The organism is Pantoea dispersa (assembly GCF_035783935.1).
In the GTDB taxonomy this organism is placed as follows: Bacteria; Pseudomonadota; Gammaproteobacteria; order Enterobacterales; family Enterobacteriaceae; genus Pantoea; species Pantoea dispersa_C.
The window spans coordinates 220,835-240,977 of sequence record NZ_JALKOV010000009.1; the positions used below are offsets into that span (position 1 = coordinate 220,835).

The following is a 20,143-nucleotide window of genomic DNA, read 5'->3' on the forward strand; positions in this document are numbered from 1 at the left end:
CCTGACCGATCGCGCTGAAAAGCGCGATGCGGACGAGTCAGGCCATCGCCAGTCGCACAATACTTGTAGCGGCGCGATTTATCGCGCAATAAATTGCGCCGCTACCAAAAATGCAACTGTTGTTGAATGCATTTGAATCTTAGCTGGCAAGCATTACGCCATGCAGAGTGACTCTGTGGTTTTGTTGCGCGCTGCGTGGTTAATTAATGCGCGCGCCTGAACCGCCCTCTTCCAGCGGTCCGTCAGGATCGGCGGGTAAGACGATATACACACCTTCAAACACCGCGCCCAGCTCATCATCACCAAACAGCTCCACCTCCATCTGTACGCGTGCTTTACGTCCGCGCGCCAGTCGGTCGAGATCGCCGCTCAGCGAGCCGAGATCGGCGATGGCACCGGGCCGTCCGCTGATCGGTTTGCTATAGCGAATATGTGCATCGGCCAGAATGATGGTGCCGCCAAGATGGCGTTCGCGCAGCAGCAGCCAGATCAATCCCCAGCCGGTGAGTGTGGCAAGTGAAAACAGGCTGCCGGCAAACAGCGTGTGGTGCGGGTTCTGGTTGCCAGCTTCCGGCATGGTGGTGACAAACTTCTGCCCGGTGTACTGCAGAATACGCACGCCCATTTTTTCGCTCAGCGGGATGTGCTCGTACCACGCCTGCTGTAGCTGTCCGCACCAGTCGGCGCGATGCAGAATATCATCCAGCGTCACCACCGGTTTAATCATCAGGAAGTGGCGCACCGGCGTGGTTTGCGGCGCGGTAATTTCACCCTGATTAACAAAGCCCAGCTTGGCAAAGAACTCCACCGCATCCTCGCGCGCGCTACAGGTCACGCGTTTGGCTCCTTCCTGGCGCGCCACCGACTCCAGCGTCATCGCCACCAGCGTGCCCAGCCCTTTGCCCTGCACCGACGGATGCACCGCCAGAAAGCGGATCGCCGCTTCATTTTCCGCATTGATATACAGCCGGCCGACCGCTACCGGTTTGCCGTGCTCATCCACCACCATCTGGTGATGCGCCAGCGCATCCCAGGCATCACGTTCTGAGCCCTGCGGCTGGCGCAGCGGCTTTCGTAACATTTCCCAGCGGAACTGGTAATACATATCCAGCTCTTCCGCCGTTTGCGGTACGCGAAGATGATACATAAAGTGATTCTCTCGTTCGGAGCTTGCGTGGCTGATCCCTTGCCGCTCGGCTAAAAATCTCACACCTGTAACCAGAAGGTCACCGGACCATCGTTAATCAGTGAAACCTGCATGTTGGCGGCAAAGCGCCCGTTGGCAGTGGTGACGCCCAGCGCCCGGCAGCGATCGCTAAAGTCGTGATAGAGGCGCTCGGCTTCCGCCGGATGCGCACCGCCAGAGAAAGAGGGACGCATGCCTTTTTGCGTGTCCGCCGCCAGGGTGAATTGCGAAACCACCAGCACGCTGCCGCCTGTCTGCTGTACGCTGAGGTTCATTTTGTCGTTCTCATCGCCAAAGATGCGATAGCCTAAGACTTTCTCCGCCAGGCGCTGTGATTTCTGCTCGTCATCCCCCTTTTCCACCCCCAGCAGCACCAGCAGACCGGCGCCAATTTCGCCCACCGTGGCGTTGTCCACGCTGACGCTGGCGCGCGTCACGCGCTGAATCAAAGCAATCATGTTTCCTCTCGTTCTTTATCGCGTTCCTGCTGTTTTAACTGGCGATAGTCATCCAGCGTGACGGTCACTTCCGCGCCTAACAACACAATACACCAGGTCCAGTAAACCCACAGAAACAGGATGGGGATCACCGCCAGCACGCCGTAAATTAACTGATACGAAGGGAACATCGTAACATAGAGCGCAAAGCCCTTTTTGCCCAGCTCGAACAGCAGGCCTGCCACCACTGCGCCGATCAGCGCATCGCGCCCCGGCACGCGCCGTGTCGGCACAATGCTGTACAACAGCCAGAAGGCGAGAATCGACAGAACCAGCGGGAAGATGCGCAGCGCCTGCTCGATCAGGCTGGTGACGCCGGTGACGTTCACCCAGCGCAGCGACAGCAGATAGGAGCTGATGGCCAGACTGGCACCGGCCAGCAGCGGTCCCAGCGTCAGGATCATCCAGTACACCGCAAAGGAGTAAACCATCGGGCGCGGCTTGTCGCTGCGCCAGATGGCGTTCAGCGCGCTGTCGACCGAATGCATCAGCAGCAGCGCCGTGACAATCAGCCCGACCGCTCCCACCGCCGTCATTTTATTGACGTTGGCGACAAACTGATCGAGATAGCGCTGAATCACGTCACCGGCGGCCGGCATGAAGTTAGTGAAGATGAAGTTCTTCAGCTGCACGCTGATGTCAGAGAACACCGGGAACGCGGCAAACAGTGCAAACACCACGGCGATCAGCGGCACCAGCGCCAGCAGTGACACGTAGGCCAGGTTACCGGCCTGCGTGGTCATGTTGTCTTCATCAATGCGGCGCCACAGCAGCTTGATCCACAGGAAAAACGCATGCGCCGAGTGGCGCAGATGAGTTCGCATGGTCACTCAGCGACGGATCGCGAACCAGTCAGGCACGGTTTTCGCGTCTTCCACCAGCACGCTCTCAATGCCCAGCGCGCGCGCCGCATCAATGTTCGCCTGGTTATCATCGAAAAATACGGCCTGATCGGCAGTGAAGCCTTCGTGTTCCAGCACGTAGTGCCAGATGCGCGCTTCCGGTTTGCGCATGCCAATATCCTGCGACATATAGATGTGGTCGGCAGCCTGCTGCACTTCCGGATACTGCGTTGGCCAGAACTCGAAATGCAGCTGGTTAGTGTTGGACAGAATCACCACGCGTTCGCCGCTGGCGCGCAGCTGGTTCATGATCGCCAGCGTTTCCGGGCGCACGCCAATAAACACCGCCTGCCAGCCGGCAGTGAACTGCGGATAGCTCAGCGCAATATCGAGCTGGTCACACAGCCGCGCGGCAAACTCCGGGTCGCTGATTTCGCCCCGCTCGTGCTGCTCAAAAGTCTCGTCCATGCGAAAACGGCTTTGCAGCGTGGCAAGCGGCACGCGTCCCAGATCGCTCCAGACGCCGAGTACCCGATTGAAATCGATATCAACAATCACATTGCCTAAATCAAAGATGTACAGCATGACACCTCTCCTCTACGTTCCCTGGATCATTCACTCTAGCGGTAAAAGAGAAGCCTGAACAGGTACGCTTAGGGGAAATCCGCATTCCGCAAGCGGGGTCTGATTTCGCCCAGGCCGCGCCGTCACAACCGACAGACAAAAAAAAGCCCCGCGGGTGCGGGGCTCATTATCAGACGGTTTCGCTTACTCTTTGCTGCCGCGAGACGCGCGCTTGCGATCGTTCTCGGTCAGGTGACGTTTACGAATACGCACTGACTGTGGCGTCACTTCTACCAGTTCGTCGTCATCGATGAACTCGATAGCCTGTTCCAGCGTCATTTTCTGCGGTGGTACCAGGGTGGTGGCTTCGTCAGTACCTGACGCACGCATGTTGGTCAGTTTCTTACCGGTCAGGCAGTTAACGGTCAGGTCGTTAGAGCGGCTGTGAATACCGATGATCTGGCCTTCATACACTTCCGCACCGTGACCGAGGAACAGCTTACCGCGATCCTGCAGACCGAACAGGGCGAAAGCAACCGCTTTACCCTGACCGTTGGAGATGAGCACGCCGTTCTGACGCTGGCCCACTTCGCCCGGACGCACGTCGTCGTAGTGGCTGAAGGTGGAGTACAGCAGACCGGTACCGGAAGTCATGGTCATGAATTCGTTACGGAAGCCGATCAGACCACGGCTTGGGATCACGTAGTCGAGACGTACGCGGCCTTTACCATCCGGATCCATGTTTTTCAGATCGCCTTTACGCTCACCCATGGCCTGCATCACCGAACCCTGATGGGTTTCTTCGATGTCGAGGGTAACGTTCTCGAATGGCTCCTGCTTGCGGCCTTCGAATTCGCGGAAGATAACTTTCGGACGGGAAACCGCCAGCTCGTAACCTTCACGACGCATGTTTTCGATCAGAACGGACAGGTGCAGCTCACCACGACCAGATACGCGGAACGCGTCGGCATCTTCGGTCTCTTCCACGCGCAGCGCCACGTTGTGCACCAGCTCTTTGTTCAGACGCTCAAGGATCTGACGCGACGTCACAAACTTACCTTCTTTACCACAGAACGGTGAGGTGTTGACGTTGAAGAACATGGTTACGGTTGGCTCATCCACGCTCAGCGCTGGCAGCGCTTCGACGTTCTGCGTGTCGCAGATGGTGTCGGAGATGTTCAGCTCGCCCAGACCGGTGATAGCGATGATGTCGCCCGCTTCAGCCAGATCGGATTCAATACGCTCCAGACCCAGATGGCCCAGCACTTTACCGACTTTCGCGTTACGGGTTTTCCCTTCGCTGTCGATCACAGTAACCTGCTGGTTTGGCTTCACTTTACCGCGCTTGATGCGGCCGATACCGATTACGCCGAGGTAGTTGTTGTAGTCCAGCTGCGAGATCTGCATCTGCAGTGGGGCTTCAACTTCAACCTGCGGTGGAGAAACGTGGTCGACGATCGCCTGATACAGCGGGGTCATGTCGTCAGCCATGTCGGTGTGATCCAGACCGGCGATACCATTCAGCGCAGACGCATAAATGATCGGGAAATCGAGCTGCTCGTCAGTCGCGTCGAGGTTGACGAACAGGTCAAATACCTGGTCCACAACCCAGTCCGGACGCGCGCCAGGACGGTCAACTTTGTTGATCACTACAATCGGCTTCAAACCGTGGGCAAAGGCTTTCTTGGTTACGAAGCGGGTTTGCGGCATAGGGCCATCCATCGCGTCTACAACCAGCAGCACCGAATCCACCATGGACATGACGCGCTCAACTTCACCACCGAAGTCGGCGTGTCCCGGGGTATCAACGATGTTGATACGGTAGTCGTTCCATTTGATGGCGGTGTTTTTCGCGAGGATGGTAATCCCACGCTCTTTCTCCAAATCGTTGGAGTCCATCACACGCTCAGTCGCTTCGGTACGGGCATCAAAAGTACCGGACTGTTGCAGCAGTTTGTCAACCAGGGTGGTCTTTCCATGGTCAACGTGCGCGATGATGGCGATGTTACGCAAATTTTCGATCACAGCTTTGCCTCAGGCATTATAGAAATAACGCGGTATTGTACACGGATTAAGCGAAAGACTGAACATGATCACAGTTTTCGCCGAAAGATTCTCGCAGTGCGCGTTTTTAGCACCAATAACGGTGCATTAAGCTGCACTTTGATGGCGCTTTGCACCATTTAAGTGCTCACCCCTAAACTGACGGCACTATTTTGGTGCATTCCATCCACGCTGGTGCAGCCGTCGTCTCACCGCAGGGCGCATCGCAGCGCCATTTTCACCATTGTAATAAAGTTGGCACAGAATTCGCTTTATATCTTTTAAGCGAAAACGACAGTTGCACAACGGTTGAAGAGCTTGCCGAGATCTTGGTCAGGGGTGGTCAGTAGTCGTGACACATTCCCGGCAACAGAAGTTCTCTCACCACGACGACAAAATGACCATTTCCAGGAGAGTTGAGTATGTCCGCTGAACACGTTCTCTCGATGATGAACGAGCACGAAGTTAAGTTTGTTGACCTGCGTTTTACCGATACCAAAGGTAAAGAACAGCACGTTACTATCCCTGCTCACCAGGTTAACGCTGACTTCTTCGAAGAAGGCAAAATGTTCGATGGCTCTTCCATCGGCGGCTGGAAAGGCATTAACGAATCAGACATGGTGCTGATGCCGGATGCAACAACTGCCGTAATGGATCCGTTCTTCGAAGATCCGACGCTCATCATCCGCTGTGACATTCTCGAGCCAGGCACGCTGCAGGGCTACGATCGCGACCCGCGCTCCATTGCCAAGCGCGCAGAAGAGTTCCTGCGTTCTTCCGGCATCGCCGACACCGTACTGTTCGGACCTGAGCCAGAGTTCTTCCTGTTTGACGACATCCGTTTCGGCTCGTCAACTTCCGGCTCACACGTGGCTATCGACGACATCGAAGCAGCCTGGAACACCGGTAAAGAGTACGAAGGCGGTAACAAAGGTCACCGTCCAGGTCTGAAAGGCGGCTACTTCCCGGTGCCACCGGTTGACTCATCACAGGACATCCGTTCTGCCATGTGTCTGACCATGGAGCAGATGGGTCTGGTGGTTGAAGCGCATCACCACGAAGTGGCAACCGCGGGTCAGAACGAAGTGGCGACCCGCTTCAACACCATGACCAAGAAAGCTGACGAAATTCAGATCTACAAATATGTCGTGCACAACGTTGCGCACGCCTACGGCAAAACGGCAACCTTTATGCCGAAGCCGATGTTTGGCGACAACGGTTCCGGTATGCACTGCCACATGTCACTGTCTAAAGGCGGCGTGAACCTGTTCTCTGGCGACAAATACGGCGGCCTGTCTGAAACTGCTCTGTTCTACATCGGCGGTATCATCAAGCACGCTAAAGCCATCAACGCCCTGGCGAACCCGACCACCAACTCCTACAAGCGTCTGGTTCCAGGCTACGAAGCGCCGGTAATGCTGGCTTACTCAGCACGTAACCGTTCTGCTTCTATCCGTATCCCGGTTGTTGCGAGCCCGAAAGCACGTCGTATCGAAGCGCGCTTCCCGGATCCAGCGGCTAACCCATACCTGGCGTTCACCGCACTGCTGATGGCCGGCCTCGACGGCGTGATCAACAAGATCCACCCTGGCGATGCGATGGACAAAAACCTGTACGACCTGCCGCCGGAAGAAGAAGCTGAGATTCCAAAAGTGGCCGGTTCACTGGAAGAAGCGCTGAACGCACTGAACGAAGACCGCGAGTTCCTGACCCGTGGCGGCGTGTTCACTGACGACGCAATCGATGCTTACATCGAACTGCGTAAAGCCGACAACGACCGCGTTCGCATGACGCCGCACCCGGTTGAGTTCGAACTGTACTACAGCGTTTAATCCTTAAAAGATTCGCGCAGATGCACCGTAGCCGCCAACGCCGCAACGGTGCTAATCCTGGCGCCGAAGATTTTTTGTTGCCGTGGAAACTTTAGCCCATCTTCGGATGGGCTTTTTTCACCGCGAATTCATCGTTCGACGAATTGTTTTGCGTCCCCAAAGGCTATAATGCACTCATTTGGTGCAGAGGAACGCTGTATGGCAACTGGTACGCTGCCCGACGCGGGGCAGATTCTCAACTCCCTGATCAACAGTATTTTGCTGGTCGATAACGATCTGGTTATCCATTACGCCAATCCGGCGGCACAGCAATTACTGGCGCAAAGCTCACGAAAATTGTTTGGCACGCCATTACCGGAACTTACCGGCTATTTTTCGCTGAACATTGAGGTGATGAGCGAAAGTTTAGGGGCGGGCCAGGGCTTTACCGATAGCGAAGTGACATTAGTGGTTGATGGCCGCGCGCATATTATGTCGCTGACGGCACAGCGTTTACCCGACGGATTTATTCTGCTGGAAATGGCGCCGATGGATAATCAGCGTCGTCTCAGCCAGGAGCAGATTCAGCACGCCCAGCAGGTTGCTGCGCGCGATCTGGTGCGTGGTCTGGCGCATGAAATTAAAAACCCGCTCGGCGGATTGCGCGGCGCGGCGCAGCTGTTATCGCGCGCCCTGCCCGATCCGGCGCTGAATGAATATACCAAAGTGATTATTGAGCAGGCCGACCGGCTGCGTAACCTGGTCGACCGCCTGCTGGGCCCACAACAGCCCGGATTGCACGTGACTCAGAGCATCCATCAGGTGGCTGAACGCGTGGTCAACCTGGTGTCGATGGAGCTGCCGGAAAACGTCGCGCTGGTGCGTGATTACGACCCCAGCCTGCCGGAACTGCCGCACGACCCGGACCAGATTGAGCAGGTGCTGCTCAACGTGGTGCGTAACGCACTGCAGGCGCTGGGCGAAGCGGGCGGCACCATTGTCATCCGTACCCGTACCGCGTTTCAGCTGACGTTACACGGCACGCGCTATCGCCTGGTGGCGCGTATCGACATTGAAGATGATGGCCCGGGCATTCCGGCGCAGCTGCAGGATACGCTGTTCTATCCGATGGTCAGCGGACGTGAAGGCGGCACCGGTTTAGGTCTCTCTATCGCCCGCAGTCTGATCGATCAGCATTCGGGAAAAATTGAATTTAACAGTTGGCCAGGTCATACCGAATTCTCGGTTTACCTGCCTATTCGCCAGTGAGGTTTCTATGCAACGAGGGATAGTCTGGATCGTCGATGACGATAGCTCCATCCGCTGGGTGCTTGAACGCGCGCTCACTGGAGCCGGTTTAAGCTGCGCCACCTTTGACAGCGGCAACGAGGTGCTGGATGCGCTCTCGACCAAAACCCCGGACGTATTATTGTCGGATATTCGTATGCCGGGCATGGATGGTCTGGCGCTGCTGAAGCAGATCAAACAGCGTCATCCGATGCTGCCGGTCATCATTATGACCGCGCATTCGGACCTCGACGCAGCGGTCAGCGCTTATCAGCAGGGCGCGTTTGATTACCTGCCTAAGCCGTTTGATATTGATGAAGCGGTCGCGCTGGTGGAGCGCGCCATTAGCCACTATCAGGAGCAGCAGCAGCCGCGCAATCAGCCGGTAAGCGGCCCGACCACCGACATCATCGGCGAAGCGCCGGCGATGCAGGATGTTTTCCGCATCATCGGCCGTCTGTCGCGCTCGTCGATTAGCGTGCTGATCAACGGCGAGTCCGGTACCGGTAAAGAGCTGGTGGCGCATGCGCTGCATCGCCACAGCCCGCGTGCCAAATCGCCGTTTATCGCGCTGAATATGGCGGCGATCCCGAAGGATTTGATCGAGTCAGAACTGTTTGGCCACGAGAAAGGCGCGTTTACCGGCGCGAACCAGATCCGTCAGGGTCGCTTTGAGCAGGCCGATGGCGGCACGCTGTTCCTTGATGAGATCGGCGATATGCCGCTGGATGTGCAGACGCGTCTGCTGCGCGTGCTGGCCGATGGCCAGTTCTATCGCGTTGGCGGCTATGCACCGGTGAAGGTGGATGTACGTATCATCGCTGCAACTCACCAGAATCTGGAGCTGCGCGTGCAGGAGGGCAAATTCCGTGAGGACCTGTTCCATCGCCTTAACGTAATTCGCGTGCATCTGCCGCCGCTGCGTGAACGTCGCGAAGATATCCCGCGTCTGGCGCGCTACTTCCTGCAGGTCGCAGCGCGTGAGCTGGGCGTGGAAGCGAAAATTCTGCATCCGGAGACCGAAGCTGCGCTGACGCGGCTGCACTGGTCGGGCAACGTGCGCCAGCTGGAGAACACCTGCCGCTGGCTGACGGTGATGGCTGCGGGCCAGGAAGTGCTGATTCAGGATCTGCCGCCGGAGCTTTTTGAGTCGAGCACGCCGGAAAATCCGGTGCAGTCGCTGCCGGACAGCTGGGCAACGCTGCTGGCACAGTGGGCAGACCGCGCACTGCGTTCCGGTCATCAAAACCTGCTGTCAGAGGCTCAGCCGGAGATGGAGCGTACGCTGCTGACCACCGCCCTGCGCCATACGCAGGGCCACAAGCAGGAAGCGGCACGTTTACTGGGCTGGGGCCGTAATACGCTCACGCGTAAGCTGAAAGAACTGGGCATGGAATAGTGCGGGAAAGTGTAAAACGGTTGTTTATTGCACAATTTCTGCACGTGGCATCTGTACAGACTGGTGCCGTTCAGTATCATACGGACGGCAATCGGGAGAGGCTATTATGTTGCAATCTGTCATCCAGCTGATCGCGCACAACGTGGCGGCAATCGGTAATGCTGTGACTCACTCACCGCAAACCGCGCTGGCCGCCGTGGTCTGCGCCCTCAGCGTCAGTCTGTTCAGTTAACATAAAGGGAGCGTTTGCTCCCTTTATGCTTAAATCACCCGCGAAAATTGCTGCATACGCGCTTTCTGCCGCAGATAGCGGTCAAAGCACATGCAGATATTGCGAATCAGCAGACGGCCAATGCCGGTGACCTGCAGGCGGCGCTCACCCATCTCAAGCAAGCCGTCCGCCACCAGCGGCGCCAGCAGCGCTAAATCCTCCGCAAAGTAGCGTTCAAACACCACCGGCCACCGGGCTTCAATGTCGGCAAAATCCAGCGCAAAGTTACAGATCAGCGCTTTGATCACATCCCGCCGCAGACAATCATCTTCGCTCAGGGTTAAACCGCGCCACAGCGCATGGCCCTGCTGCTCAACGCTGGCATACCAGGCTTTTAACTCTTTCTGATTCTGCGCATAGCTGTCACCCAGCATACTGATGGCCGAAACGCCCAGCCCGAGCAGTTCGGTTTCGCCCTGCGTGGTGTAACCCTGAAAATTGCGATGCAGCACGCCGGCGCGCTGTGCCACCGCCAGTTCATCATCCGGTTTGGCAAAATGGTCCATGCCAATAAACTGGTAACCTGCACCGGTCAGCGTCGCGATGGTTTGCTGCAGGATCTGCAGCTTCTGCGCCGCCGTGGGCAGTTCCTCATCTTTGATTTTGCGCTGAGCGGCAAACAGCGCAGGCATGTGCGCATAGTTGAAGACGCTGAGGCGATCCGGGTTGAGCGCAATCACCCGCTGCAGCGTAAAAGCAAAGCTCTCTGGCGTCTGCAGCGGCAGGCCGTAGATTAAATCCAGACTGACTGAGCGGAATCCCTGCGCGCGGGCACGCTGCACCAGAGCGAAAATGGTCTCTTCATCCTGAACGCGGTTGACCCGCTCCTGCACCGCCTTGTTGAAATCCTGCACGCCCATGCTCAGGCGATTGAAGCCCTCTGCGCGCAGGTGATCGATCATCTCCAGCTCAATTTCACGCGGATCGACTTCAATCGACATCTCAACATCGTCTGCGATGTCGAAATGGCTGCGCAGCAGCGCCACCAGCCGGCTGACCTGCTGTTGATTGAGGAAGGTGGGTGTGCCGCCGCCCCAGTGCAGCTGCGTAACGCGACGGCCAGCAAACAGCGGCGCGCGCTGACGAATCTCCTGCGCCAGCACGTCAAGATAGCGATCGGCCTTGTGCAGCTGGCGCGTCACGATTTTATTGCAGCCGCAGAAGTAGCAGAGACGATGGCAGAATGGGATGTGCACGTACAGCGACAGCGCGCGCTCGGGATAGCGCTCAACCGCGTGCTGGAAATCGCTCGCACCAAAGCTTTCGCTAAACTCCAGTGCGGTGGGATAAGAGGTGTAACGCGGGCCGGCGTAATTGTATTTCTCGATGAGCCGCTGATCCCACTCAATCTGCTGCGATGACATGCTCACTCCTTACGGTGACGTCGTCTGAGGGAGGGTCGCGTGGCAGAAGAGGAGACGAAGCGCTGGGCGGAACGCCGCCGTAAGCGCGATTTCAGCCGCGACAGGCGGCGTAGTTTAAACAATAACCACAGCAGATAACATGTCAGCAGCAGCGCTAAAATTGATCCAGGCCAAAACATAGGTGAATACCTGTTTAGCGCGGCATGCGCAAACCCGCATGCCGATCAAAATGGGCGGTTAGTTGCCCTTGAGCAGGCGCATCATGTCCTCTTCTGCCTGCTCGTCTTCCACGTCGTCATCCAGCGCGATGCCCAGCGTCTCCATCAGCTCGTCGATGCGATCCAGCGTCTCGTCCAGCCACGCCTGATCTTCAGCGCTCAGCGTATCACCGCTCTCGAGGCGGTCGAGCAGCGTGTCGAGACGCTCATCGTTTTCCAGCTTCGCCAGCTCTTCCTGCGGCGTCAGGCGCACTTTTTCTGCTTTAGGCTTCGGCTTCGCCACTTTTTTCTCTAGCTGGGTTTTTCCGTCCGCCACCAGGGCGACTGGCTTTTTGCTGCCCATCCGCGGATCGGCGCTTTTATTACTGTGCCCTTTGCCGGCGCTCTGCGTTTCCGGATTGGCGCGGCTGCCGGACTTATGGCCGCTGTGCTTTTTGTCGCGCTTGCGATCGCGTGCTTCCTGGTTCAGTTCTTCACGCGATTTACGTTTGGCTTTAGCAGCAGGTTTGCCACGCTGGGCTGGTGCAGGTTGCTTCATGTGTTCGGTCTCGGCGATGCCTGGTGAGTTCAGTATAGAATTGCGGCGAAATCTAGCAGAAAGATGACAAAGAAAAAAGGCGATAGCCTGTGCTATCGCCTTATTTCGCACCTTCGTACGAAGGAAACACGCGTCTAATCCTTTACGGCTCACAACATCCCGGTTGCTCCATCGCCACATCGCTCCTGCGAGTAATCCCTGTCCCTGTCCGATTCCTGCCTGAATCGCTCTCCTGCCATGCTCGTGGTCATCCCCGACGCTCCTGAGCTCATCATCCTGATGGGTGCTGCCGTGCACTGACAACAAATGTAGACCAAACAGTAAATTGAACAAGTGAGACTTGTCTCTAATTTAGAACGGTCTTTTTCAGTTTACCCGTAAGCTATTGAAAAAATACAATAATGTTGAGAGTGAAACTTGCGTGAATCCGTAATAACTGGCAGCAAATAGCGCCGATCTCTTACAAAATGCCGCGTTAAGACGCCTGTCGGGCACTTTTGCGCCATAACAGGTATAATCAGCGCCATTGCCCGATCACTCTGCTGGAGTTTTACCTTGTCTGCTTTGAACTATCACATCACCCATTTCATCCTAAGCGCACCGGATATTCGTCATCTGCCGGCGGATACGGGCATTGAAGTTGCCTTTGCCGGGCGCTCAAATGCGGGCAAATCCAGCGCGCTGAATACCCTGACCAACCAGAAAAGCCTGGCGCGTACCAGTAAAACGCCCGGCCGCACACAGCTGATTAACCTGTTTGAAGTGGTGGAAGGCAAACGCCTGGTGGATTTACCCGGTTACGGCTATGCGGAAGTCCCGGAAGAGATGAAGCGGAAATGGCAGCGCGCGCTGGGTGAATATCTGCAGAAACGTCAGGCACTGAAAGGGCTGGTGGTGCTGATGGATATCCGCCATCCGCTGAAAGACCTCGATCAGCAGATGATTGAATGGGCGGTGCAGAGCGGTATTCCGGTCATGCTGCTGCTGACCAAAGCCGACAAGCTGGCTTCCGGTGCGCGTAAAGCGCAGCTGAACATGGTGCGTGAGGCATCGCTGGCATTCATGGGCGATGTGCAGGTTGAAATGTTCTCATCGCTGAAGAAACTGGGCGTTGATAAGCTGCGTCAGAAACTTGATACCTGGTTCAGCGAGCTGACGCCGGCGCAGGAAGGCGATGGCGAAGCGTTGCCAGAGTAGCGCCTGGCGGACCTTAGCGTCCGCTTTTTTTCAGAAAAAGCCCAATAAAAAACGCCCCAGTCATAAATGACTGGGGCGGCTAATATTCAGCCAAATCCGATTACGTGAAGTAAAAGGTCTGAAAGATAGAACATCTTACCTCTGTACCCTACGCGATGAACTTTACCCGATTTTTTCGGACCAACAAAGGGTTTTTTGTTGTTAAGTTTCAGAATTCGACATCTTTTTTACCAGATGCGTCACATTTTCGTGCAGGGCATGTAGTTTAATTACTAAAAAAATGCTTAGCCGATAAGCAGTTACTAAACCTGTATTTTACCGGCAGTTTTGATGACCGGCTGAACCGATTAAGTAAACTTTTTTCTTATGACGCAGCCGCGGCATGCGCAGCCGGCCGCCTGTCCTTAGTGCGCCTGATCCCAGTTATCGCCCGTCCCCACTTCCACCTGCAGCGGCACGTCCAGCTTCATGCTGTTCTCCATCAGTTCACGGATCGTCTGGCTGGCGCTGGCGACGGCATCTTTGTGGATCTCGAATACCAGTTCATCGTGTACCTGCATGATCATTTTCACCTCGTCACTGTTCTGCTGCAGCAGCCAGCCGTCCACGGCGATCATGGCACGTTTGATGATATCCGCTGCGGTGCCCTGCATCGGTGCGTTGATCGCCGCACGCTCGGCGGCTTTCCGGCGAATGGCATTGCTGGAGTTGATGTCCGGCAGCCACAGACGACGACCATCCAGCGTCTCGACGTACCCCTTATCCGCGGCCTGCGCGCGCGTCGCTTCCATATAACGCAGCACGCCCGGATAGCGCTCAAAGTAGAGATCCATGTACTTCTTCGCTTCGCCGGCGCCAATGTTCAGCTGGCGCGACAGGCCAAATGCACTCATGCCATAGATCAGCCCGAAGTTAATCGCTTTGGCACTGCGGCGCTGCTCACCGGAAACCTTGCCGAGCGCCACACCAAACACTTCGGATGCGGTGGCGCGGTGGATATCTTCGCCCTGGGCAAACGCATCCAGCAGGCCTTTGTCCTGCGACAGGTGCGCCATAATACGCAGCTCAATCTGCGAATAGTCGGCGGCCACGATGCGCTTGTCCTTGCCAGCGATAAACGCCTGACGAATACGCCGCCCCTCTTCATTTCGTACCGGAATGTTTTGCAGGTTCGGGTCGGTCGAGGAGAGTCGTCCGGTGGCCGTCACTGCCTGATGATAGGAGGTGTGCACCCGACCGGTGATCGGATTGATCATCTGCGGCAGCTTATCGGTATAGGTGGATTTCAGCTTCGACAGCCCGCGGTGCTCAAGAATCACTTTCGGCAGCGGATAGTCGAGCGCCAGTTCCGCCAGCACTTCTTCACTGGTCGATGGCGCGCCGCCCGGCGTTTTCTTCGTCGGCTTAATCCCCTGCTTCTCAAACAGAATGGTTTGCAGCTGTTTAGTGGAGGAGAGGTTAAACGGCTCGCCCGCCAGCTCGTGCGCCTTCAGCTCCAGCTCGGCCAGACGCGTGGTCAGCTCCTGCGAATGTCTGGCAAGGATGTTCTGATCGATCAGCACGCCATTGCGCTCAATGCGCGAAATCACCTTCAGCAGCGGCATTTCAATCGCCTCGAATACCTGCTTCGGACCGGCTTCCTGCTCCAGCTTCGGCCACATCTGCAAGTGCAGCTGCAGCGTGACGTCAGCGTCTTCTGCCGCATAGTGCGCCGCCTGCTCCAGAGCGATCTGATTAAAGGTAAGCTGGTTTTTACCCTTACCGGCAATCTCTTCAAAGGTAACAGTTTTGTGGTTAAGCCAGCGGGCCGCCAGGCTGTCCATATCATGCTTGCCGCCGACGCTGTTCAGGCAGTAAGACTCCAGCATGGTGTCGAATTTGATGCCGTTCAGCTCAATATCGTAATTTTTCAGTACACCACGATCGTACTTCAGATTCTGTCCGACCTTCGCTGCTTTACTGTCCTCCAGCAGCGGTTTCAGCTGCTCCAGAACCGCGGCGCGATCCAGCTGCGGTGGTGCGTCAAGATAGTCATGCGCCACCGGCAGGTAAGCGGCTTCGCCCGGTGCCACAGCGAAGGCAATGCCGACGATATTGGCGCTCAGGGTATCCAGCGAATCGGTTTCCAGGTCAAAAGCAAACACCTCGGCGCGTTGCAGTTTTTTCAGCCAGTCGGCAAAGGTTGCTTCGTCGAGGATGGTGACATAACCGTCGGATGACAGCACGCTGACCGTTTCCGCTGCAGCCACGGCAGGTTCATCCGGCAGCGATTTCTGCGCCTGGCTATTGCTCTTTTTACCCTGCAGCCATTTTCCTTCCTGCAGATCGCTAAGCCAGCGTTTGAATTCATAGCGGCTAAACAGCGTCTGCAATGCTTCAACGTCAGGCTCGTTAACCGTCAGCTGCTCGCAGCCCAGCTCCAGCTCCACGTCGGTTTTGATGGTCGCCAGCTGGTAGGAGAGAAACGCCACATCGCGGTTCTGCTCCAGCTTCGCCGCCATGGTTTTTGCCCCACGGAAGGCGAGATCGGCCACTTTATCCAGATTGTCATAGATGGATCGCATGCCGCCCAGCCCCTGCAACAGCGCCTGTGCGGTTTTCTCGCCCACGCCCGGCACACCCGGAATGTTGTCCGAGCTGTCGCCCATCATGGCGAGGAAATCGATGATCAGTGAAGGCGGCACTCCGTATTTCTGCTCAACCTCTTCCGGACCGAGCACGGTGTTGGTCATGGTGTTGATCAGGGTAATGCCCGGCGTCACCAGCTGCGCCATATCTTTATCACCGGTGCTGATTAGCACTGCCCGGCCCTGCTTTTCCGCTTCCAGCGCCAGCGTGCCGATCACGTCGTCCGCTTCCACGCCGGACACCGCCAGCAGCGGCAGCCCCATGGCTTTTACCATCTCGTGTAGCGGTGCGATTTGCGCGCGTAAGTCGTCCGGCATCGGTGGACGGTGCGATTTGTAATTTTCAAACAGCTCATCGCGGAACGTTTTGCCTTTGGCATCGAAGACCACAGCCACATGGCTGGGTTGATACTGCATCAGCAGGCTTTTCAGCATGTTGAGCACACCATACATGGCGCCGGTTGGCTCACCCGCACTGTTGGTCAGGGGCGGAAAGGCATGATATGCACGGTAGAGGTAGGAAGAGCCATCTACCAGAATCAGGGGATTTTCTGCAATTTGCGCCATAGGTTTGTATTTTCTTCGTTGCGATAATCAGGGTTATAAGGATGCCACAACCAGCGAACAATGTTGAAGTAACAGCGGAAAGTGAGGATCTTTTTCGCGGTTACGCGGCGCGGATCGCAACGATCATCTTGTGGATAAGTTTGTGCGTAAAATTCATAACGTATTGTTATTTACGCTAAATGCAATTAATTTATAATTAAAAGATGTTTTTATTCAGTAGGTTATAATCTTACTGTGATACGAAACACCTTTTTAAAAAGGCGATCGTCTATGTGGATATTAAGCGAAAGGCTAATTGAAACGTTGGCGATGAGCGATGTACGACGCTATTGATCAGGCATGTTTTTGGGTGGGTTTCACTGTAGCGGCGGGAAGATAACCGCGCCGCTACAGCCTGAGCTATCGCATTTTCAGCGCCTGATTACTTTTTCTCAACCAGGAATTTCACGACGTTGGCGTAATCCGCAACGAAGTTGTCCATTGAGCTGGTATCCAGACCGCCGTTATTAACCATGTATTTGCCGTTAACGAAAATGGCCGGTACGCCCTGCAGATTCACGTCCGACGCGGCTTTCTGCTGCTGTGCAACCAGCGCCTTCACGGCGAAGCTGTTCCACGCCGCATCGTAATCTTCAGAGGTGATGCCTGCAGCTTTGATGAAGGTCTCTTTCAGACTGGCTGCGTCGGTAATGGTCTGGGTCTTCTGAATGCCGTCGAAAATCGGTGCGGTCACTTTGTCTTCCACGCCCAGCGCCATCGCTACCGCCCATGCGTGCGTCACTACCGGACCGAAGTCGCCGCCAAGGAAATCAACGTGATATTTGGTCACTTTGGTATCTGCCGGCAGGTTCTTTCTCACCGCATCGCTGACGTGGTAAATGCGTTCAAACTGATAGCAGTGCGGGCAGAAGAAGGAGAAAAACTCCATTACCTGCGGCTCACCAGCAACCGGTTTTGACAGCGTAACGTACTGTTTGCCATCGTTGAACTGTGCCGCTGAGGCGCTAAATGCCAGCATCAAACCTACCAGCGCAAACCAAATCTTTTTCATCGTGAGAACATCTCCTGAGTACTTCATTAAAATTGCGGGCTAAGCTGCAACGGCGGTTCGTGTAACAGCCTTTCCTGCTCGATAAATAGTGCAATCTGCCGGCGCCAGAAGTCCTCATCGGTCATCCAGGGAAAGGCGCGCGGAAAAGCGGGATCCTGCCAGCGGCGTACTACCCAGGCCAGATAATAAACCATGCGCATGGCGCGTAAAGACTCAATCAGTGTCAATTCGTGTAAATCGAAATCACCAAATTCGTTGTACGCTTCCAGCAAAATATCCCACTGGATCAGCTGCTCCTGACGGCTACCGTTCACCAGCATCCATAGATCCTGCACTGCCGGACCGGTGCGCGCGTCATCAAGATCGACAAACATCGGCCCATCGCGCCACAGAATATTGCCGGGATGGCAGTCACCGTGCAGCCGGAGCGGTTGCCACTGGCTGTGCCAGCTGTGCTGCAGCGTCGCGCTGAGTTTGTCGACCGCGTTAAGCAGGGCATCCTTCTGCGCGGCAGGCACCAGAGAGCTTTGTTCCAGCTGCAGGCGCGGCTCGATCACATACTCCTGCAGGCCAAACGTCGGACGCTGGCGGAACGGACTGTGGCGTCCGGTTTGATGGATACGGCCAAGGAAACGCCCGACCCACTCCATCTGCTCTTCGTTGTCGGTTTCATACTGGCGTCCGCCGAGACTGGGGAACACCGCGAACATGAAACCTGCATGCTGATTGAGCGTGTTGCCCTGCAGCGATAGCGGCGCAGCAACCGGCACTTCATCGTCCAGCAGATCCTGCGCAAACTGGTGCTCTTCAGCAATCTGCGCGGCACTCCAGCGCTGTGGACGATAGAACTTGGCCACGTAGCGCCGCTTATCTTCGTCGCTAAACTGATAGACGCGGTTTTCGTAGCTGTTCAGGGCGGTTAAGCCGGACTCGACCCGCAGACCGGTATCCCAGAGCGCATCGAGAATGACGTCCGGATTTAGCGTCTGAAAATTAAAAGCGGCTTCGCTCATCTTTGTGCCTGTGTAGGTTACCTGTGCGTTGAACGCGCAAGGATAACACTACTCATCATCCTTGATCACACCACGTGCGCGTAATAGCGCGCTTTTGAAGTCCACCTCATAATCTTTCTTCAGGCCTGGAATCACGGCCTGGCTACCGGCATCACGCATTTTGAGATGGTAAATCAATACGTCATCGCTTAATTCACTTAATGGGCCACTGAAACCTGATTCCTGCGCCAGTTTTTGTAAAAATGCCAGCAGGTTGAGATCGGGCTCTTGCTGCCAGGCAGGCTGCAGCAGTTCGAGCAGTTCATTGAGTCGGTGATATTTCATCATGGATTCCTTTATGCAGGTGGTTCGCTGCCGTTTGTTAAGTATCGTCCAGATTAAGCAGGGAGACGAAGATGAACACAATTACCGGTGTGATCCTCGCAGGCGGGCAAGGCAGCCGTATGGGAGGTCAGGATAAGGGCTTGCTGCCATTGCAGGGCAAACCGCTTTATCAGCACGTTCTGCAGCGCTTACAGCCGCAGGTCAATATTGTGTTGATTAGCGCCAACCGTCACATTGATCGTTATCAGGCAAGTGGTTGTCAGGTGATTCGTGATTCGCTGCCTGATTATCCCGGCCCGCTGGCCGGAATGCTTAGCGGCCTGCGGCACAGCCAGACCGAATGGGTCGCATTTTGCGCCTGCGATACGCCGTGGCTACCGCAGGATTTTGTCGCACGGCTGTGGCAGCAGCGCGGCGCGGCGGCGGCCGTCTGGGTGACATCAGCTCAGCGTGACCATCCGGCACTGGCGCTGGTTAACCGAACGCTGGCCGATGAGCTGGAAGCGTGGCTACTGCGCGGAGAACGCCGTCTGATGCAGTTTATGCGCGAACACGGTGGGCACGGCGTGCTGTTTCATGATGATGAAGCGGCATTCCGCAATATCAATACGCCTGACGACCTGATCAATGAGGAAAAAGCGTGATGAGTGTGCCGTTACTGGCGGTGGTGGGCTGGAGTGGCACTGGCAAAACCACCTTATTACAACAGGTGATTCCGTTACTGAGATCGCAGGGGATTCGACCCGGTCTGATTAAGCATACCCATCATCAGATGGATATCGATACGCCAGGAAAGGACAGCTATCTGCTGCGCAAAGCGGGAGCCGATCAGGTGATCGTCGCCAGCGATTCTCGCTGGGCGTTGATGTGTGAAACGCCACAGCAGCCGCTAAGTTTGATGGAGCTGGCAGACCGTATGGACGCTGACGCGCTGGATCTGGTGCTGGTCGAGGGATTTAAACAGGAACCCGTGCCAAAAATCGCGTTATGGCGACGCGGCGTTAAGGGTGAAATTGATGAATTGCTGGACGAGCGGGTGATTGCCATCGCGACAGATGAAGCATTAGCGCTTCAAATACCGGTGCTCGACATCAATCAGCCCGGTCAGATCGCTGCATTTATTGTTCAGTGGCTGAAAAACCGTTGATCGGTGGTTTGGCTTTTGGCGATCGCCAGACGTAAAAAAGCCCCGGACTCTCGTTCGGGGCTTCTTCACTTGTTTGATGCCTGGCAGTTCCCTACTCTCGCATGGGGAGACCCCACACTACCATCGGCGCTACGGCGTTTCACTTCTGAGTTCGGCATGGGGTCAGGTGGGACCACCGCGCTGTTGCCGCCAGGCAA

18 protein-coding genes and 1 rRNA gene are annotated in these 20,143 nt (G+C 56.0%); 7 read left to right on the forward strand and 12 right to left on the reverse strand.

The window, feature by feature from the left end; genetic code table 11:
* Positions 1–199 precede the first annotated feature (199 nt).
* The 5 genes from fabY to typA all read right to left on the reverse strand — a co-directional run bounded on the left by fabY (position 200) and on the right by typA (position 5,114).
* Positions 200–1,147: a fatty acid biosynthesis protein FabY gene (gene fabY / locus MXF20_RS17945; RefSeq protein ID WP_021507112.1), complete on the reverse strand. Its 948-nt coding sequence runs from the start codon at positions 1,145–1,147 to the stop codon at positions 200–202.
* 59 nt (positions 1,148–1,206) lie between these two features.
* Positions 1,207–1,644 carry a D-aminoacyl-tRNA deacylase gene (dtd, locus tag MXF20_RS17950; protein ID WP_021507113.1) on the reverse strand — a complete coding sequence of 146 codons (438 nt, stop codon included), beginning with the start codon at positions 1,642–1,644 and terminating at the stop codon, positions 1,207–1,209.
* Positions 1,641–2,507: a virulence factor BrkB family protein gene (locus tag MXF20_RS17955; RefSeq protein WP_325970605.1), complete on the reverse strand. Its 867-nt coding sequence runs from the start codon at positions 2,505–2,507 to the stop codon at positions 1,641–1,643. The genes dtd and MXF20_RS17955 overlap by 4 nt, the downstream gene beginning before the upstream one ends.
* A 6-nt stretch (positions 2,508–2,513) precedes the next feature.
* A complete protein-coding gene (gene yihX / locus MXF20_RS17960; RefSeq protein WP_325970606.1) occupies positions 2,514–3,110 on the reverse strand; it encodes a glucose-1-phosphatase in 597 nt (198 codons plus the stop codon).
* A 183-nt stretch (positions 3,111–3,293) separates the two neighbouring features.
* On the reverse strand, positions 3,294–5,114 hold the full coding sequence (gene typA / locus MXF20_RS17965; protein WP_021507116.1) for a ribosome-dependent GTPase TypA: 1,821 nt from the start codon (positions 5,112–5,114) through the stop codon (positions 3,294–3,296).
* A 440-nt stretch (positions 5,115–5,554) separates the two neighbouring features.
* On the opposite strand from typA, the gene glnA reads away from it, so the two are divergent.
* From glnA to MXF20_RS17985, 4 genes are all read left to right on the forward strand, one after another.
* Positions 5,555–6,964, forward strand: coding sequence for a glutamate--ammonia ligase (gene glnA, locus MXF20_RS17970; RefSeq protein ID WP_031279641.1), 1,410 nt, complete (start codon positions 5,555–5,557; stop codon positions 6,962–6,964).
* 198 nt (positions 6,965–7,162) lie between these two features.
* On the forward strand, positions 7,163–8,212 hold the full coding sequence (glnL, locus tag MXF20_RS17975) for a nitrogen regulation protein NR(II) (protein ID WP_325970607.1): 1,050 nt from the start codon (positions 7,163–7,165) through the stop codon (positions 8,210–8,212).
* Positions 8,213–8,219: 7 nt separating this feature from the next.
* Positions 8,220–9,629 carry a nitrogen regulation protein NR(I) gene (gene glnG / locus MXF20_RS17980; protein ID WP_031279642.1) on the forward strand — a complete coding sequence of 470 codons (1,410 nt, stop codon included), beginning with the start codon at positions 8,220–8,222 and terminating at the stop codon, positions 9,627–9,629.
* A gap of 106 nt (positions 9,630–9,735) precedes the next feature.
* Positions 9,736–9,861, forward strand: a complete 126-nt coding sequence (locus MXF20_RS17985) for a YshB family small membrane protein (RefSeq protein WP_146068812.1) — start codon at positions 9,736–9,738, stop codon at positions 9,859–9,861.
* A gap of 29 nt (positions 9,862–9,890) precedes the next feature.
* Here MXF20_RS17985 and hemN read toward each other — a convergent pair whose 3' ends face one another.
* The gene (gene hemN / locus MXF20_RS17990; protein ID WP_325970608.1) at positions 9,891–11,264 is read right to left on the reverse strand and encodes an oxygen-independent coproporphyrinogen III oxidase; all 1,374 of its coding nucleotides are present in this window, start codon (positions 11,262–11,264) and stop codon (positions 9,891–9,893) included.
* 237 nt (positions 11,265–11,501) lie between these two features.
* Positions 11,502–12,020: a Der GTPase-activating protein YihI gene (yihI, locus tag MXF20_RS17995; protein WP_325970609.1), complete on the reverse strand. Its 519-nt coding sequence runs from the start codon at positions 12,018–12,020 to the stop codon at positions 11,502–11,504.
* 555 nt (positions 12,021–12,575) lie between these two features.
* On the opposite strand from yihI, the gene yihA reads away from it, so the two are divergent.
* Positions 12,576–13,217 carry a ribosome biogenesis GTP-binding protein YihA/YsxC gene (gene yihA / locus MXF20_RS18000; RefSeq protein WP_325970610.1) on the forward strand — a complete coding sequence of 214 codons (642 nt, stop codon included), beginning with the start codon at positions 12,576–12,578 and terminating at the stop codon, positions 13,215–13,217.
* 404 nt (positions 13,218–13,621) lie between these two features.
* On the opposite strand, the gene polA is transcribed toward yihA, so the two are convergent.
* The 4 genes from polA to MXF20_RS18020 form a co-directional block, all read right to left on the reverse strand.
* Positions 13,622–16,411, reverse strand: coding sequence for a DNA polymerase I (gene polA / locus MXF20_RS18005; protein WP_325970611.1), 2,790 nt, complete (start codon positions 16,409–16,411; stop codon positions 13,622–13,624).
* A gap of 421 nt (positions 16,412–16,832) precedes the next feature.
* Positions 16,833–17,462, reverse strand: a complete 630-nt coding sequence (dsbA, locus tag MXF20_RS18010) for a thiol:disulfide interchange protein DsbA (protein ID WP_325970612.1) — start codon at positions 17,460–17,462, stop codon at positions 16,833–16,835.
* A 26-nt stretch (positions 17,463–17,488) separates the two neighbouring features.
* A complete protein-coding gene (locus tag MXF20_RS18015) occupies positions 17,489–18,475 on the reverse strand; it encodes a serine/threonine protein kinase (RefSeq protein WP_325970613.1) in 987 nt (328 codons plus the stop codon).
* Between the two features lie 48 nt (positions 18,476–18,523).
* Positions 18,524–18,799, reverse strand: coding sequence for a YihD family protein (locus MXF20_RS18020; protein ID WP_021313943.1), 276 nt, complete (start codon positions 18,797–18,799; stop codon positions 18,524–18,526).
* 71 nt (positions 18,800–18,870) lie between these two features.
* On the opposite strand from MXF20_RS18020, the gene mobA reads away from it, so the two are divergent.
* Both mobA and mobB read left to right on the forward strand, forming a co-directional pair.
* Positions 18,871–19,443, forward strand: a complete 573-nt coding sequence (mobA, locus tag MXF20_RS18025; RefSeq protein ID WP_325970614.1) for a molybdenum cofactor guanylyltransferase MobA — start codon at positions 18,871–18,873, stop codon at positions 19,441–19,443.
* Positions 19,443–19,946, forward strand: coding sequence for a molybdopterin-guanine dinucleotide biosynthesis protein MobB (gene mobB / locus MXF20_RS18030; RefSeq protein ID WP_325970615.1), 504 nt, complete (start codon positions 19,443–19,445; stop codon positions 19,944–19,946). Before mobA ends, mobB begins: the two co-directional genes overlap by 1 nt.
* A gap of 78 nt (positions 19,947–20,024) precedes the next feature.
* On the opposite strand, the gene rrf is transcribed toward mobB, so the two are convergent.
* Positions 20,025–20,140, reverse strand: a 5S ribosomal RNA gene (gene rrf, locus MXF20_RS18035).
* Positions 20,141–20,143: the final 3 nt, after the last annotated feature.

Excerpts from the sequence above, each read along its gene's own strand:
- fabY (WP_021507112.1), bottom strand. The coding sequence starts at position 1,147 with ATGTATCATCTTCGCGTACCGCAAACGGCGGAAGAGCTGGATATGTAT.
- dtd (WP_021507113.1), bottom strand. The coding sequence starts at position 1,644 with ATGATTGCTTTGATTCAGCGCGTGACGCGCGCCAGCGTCAGCGTGGAC.
- MXF20_RS17955 (WP_325970605.1), bottom strand. The coding sequence starts at position 2,507 with ATGCGAACTCATCTGCGCCACTCGGCGCATGCGTTTTTCCTGTGGATC.
- yihX (WP_325970606.1), bottom strand. The coding sequence starts at position 3,110 with ATGCTGTACATCTTTGATTTAGGCAATGTGATTGTTGATATCGATTTC.
- glnA (WP_031279641.1), top strand. The coding sequence starts at position 5,555 with ATGTCCGCTGAACACGTTCTCTCGATGATGAACGAGCACGAAGTTAAG.
- glnL (WP_325970607.1), top strand. The coding sequence starts at position 7,163 with ATGGCAACTGGTACGCTGCCCGACGCGGGGCAGATTCTCAACTCCCTG.
- glnG (WP_031279642.1), top strand. The coding sequence starts at position 8,220 with ATGCAACGAGGGATAGTCTGGATCGTCGATGACGATAGCTCCATCCGC.
- MXF20_RS17985 (WP_146068812.1), top strand. The coding sequence starts at position 9,736 with ATGTTGCAATCTGTCATCCAGCTGATCGCGCACAACGTGGCGGCAATC.
- hemN (WP_325970608.1), bottom strand. The coding sequence starts at position 11,264 with ATGTCATCGCAGCAGATTGAGTGGGATCAGCGGCTCATCGAGAAATAC.
- yihI (WP_325970609.1), bottom strand. The coding sequence starts at position 12,020 with ATGAAGCAACCTGCACCAGCCCAGCGTGGCAAACCTGCTGCTAAAGCC.
- polA (WP_325970611.1), bottom strand. The coding sequence starts at position 16,411 with ATGGCGCAAATTGCAGAAAATCCCCTGATTCTGGTAGATGGCTCTTCC.
- dsbA (WP_325970612.1), bottom strand. The coding sequence starts at position 17,462 with ATGAAAAAGATTTGGTTTGCGCTGGTAGGTTTGATGCTGGCATTTAGC.
- MXF20_RS18015 (WP_325970613.1), bottom strand. The coding sequence starts at position 18,475 with ATGAGCGAAGCCGCTTTTAATTTTCAGACGCTAAATCCGGACGTCATT.
- MXF20_RS18020 (WP_021313943.1), bottom strand. The coding sequence starts at position 18,799 with ATGAAATATCACCGACTCAATGAACTGCTCGAACTGCTGCAGCCTGCC.
- mobA (WP_325970614.1), top strand. The coding sequence starts at position 18,871 with ATGAACACAATTACCGGTGTGATCCTCGCAGGCGGGCAAGGCAGCCGT.
- mobB (WP_325970615.1), top strand. The coding sequence starts at position 19,443 with ATGAGTGTGCCGTTACTGGCGGTGGTGGGCTGGAGTGGCACTGGCAAA.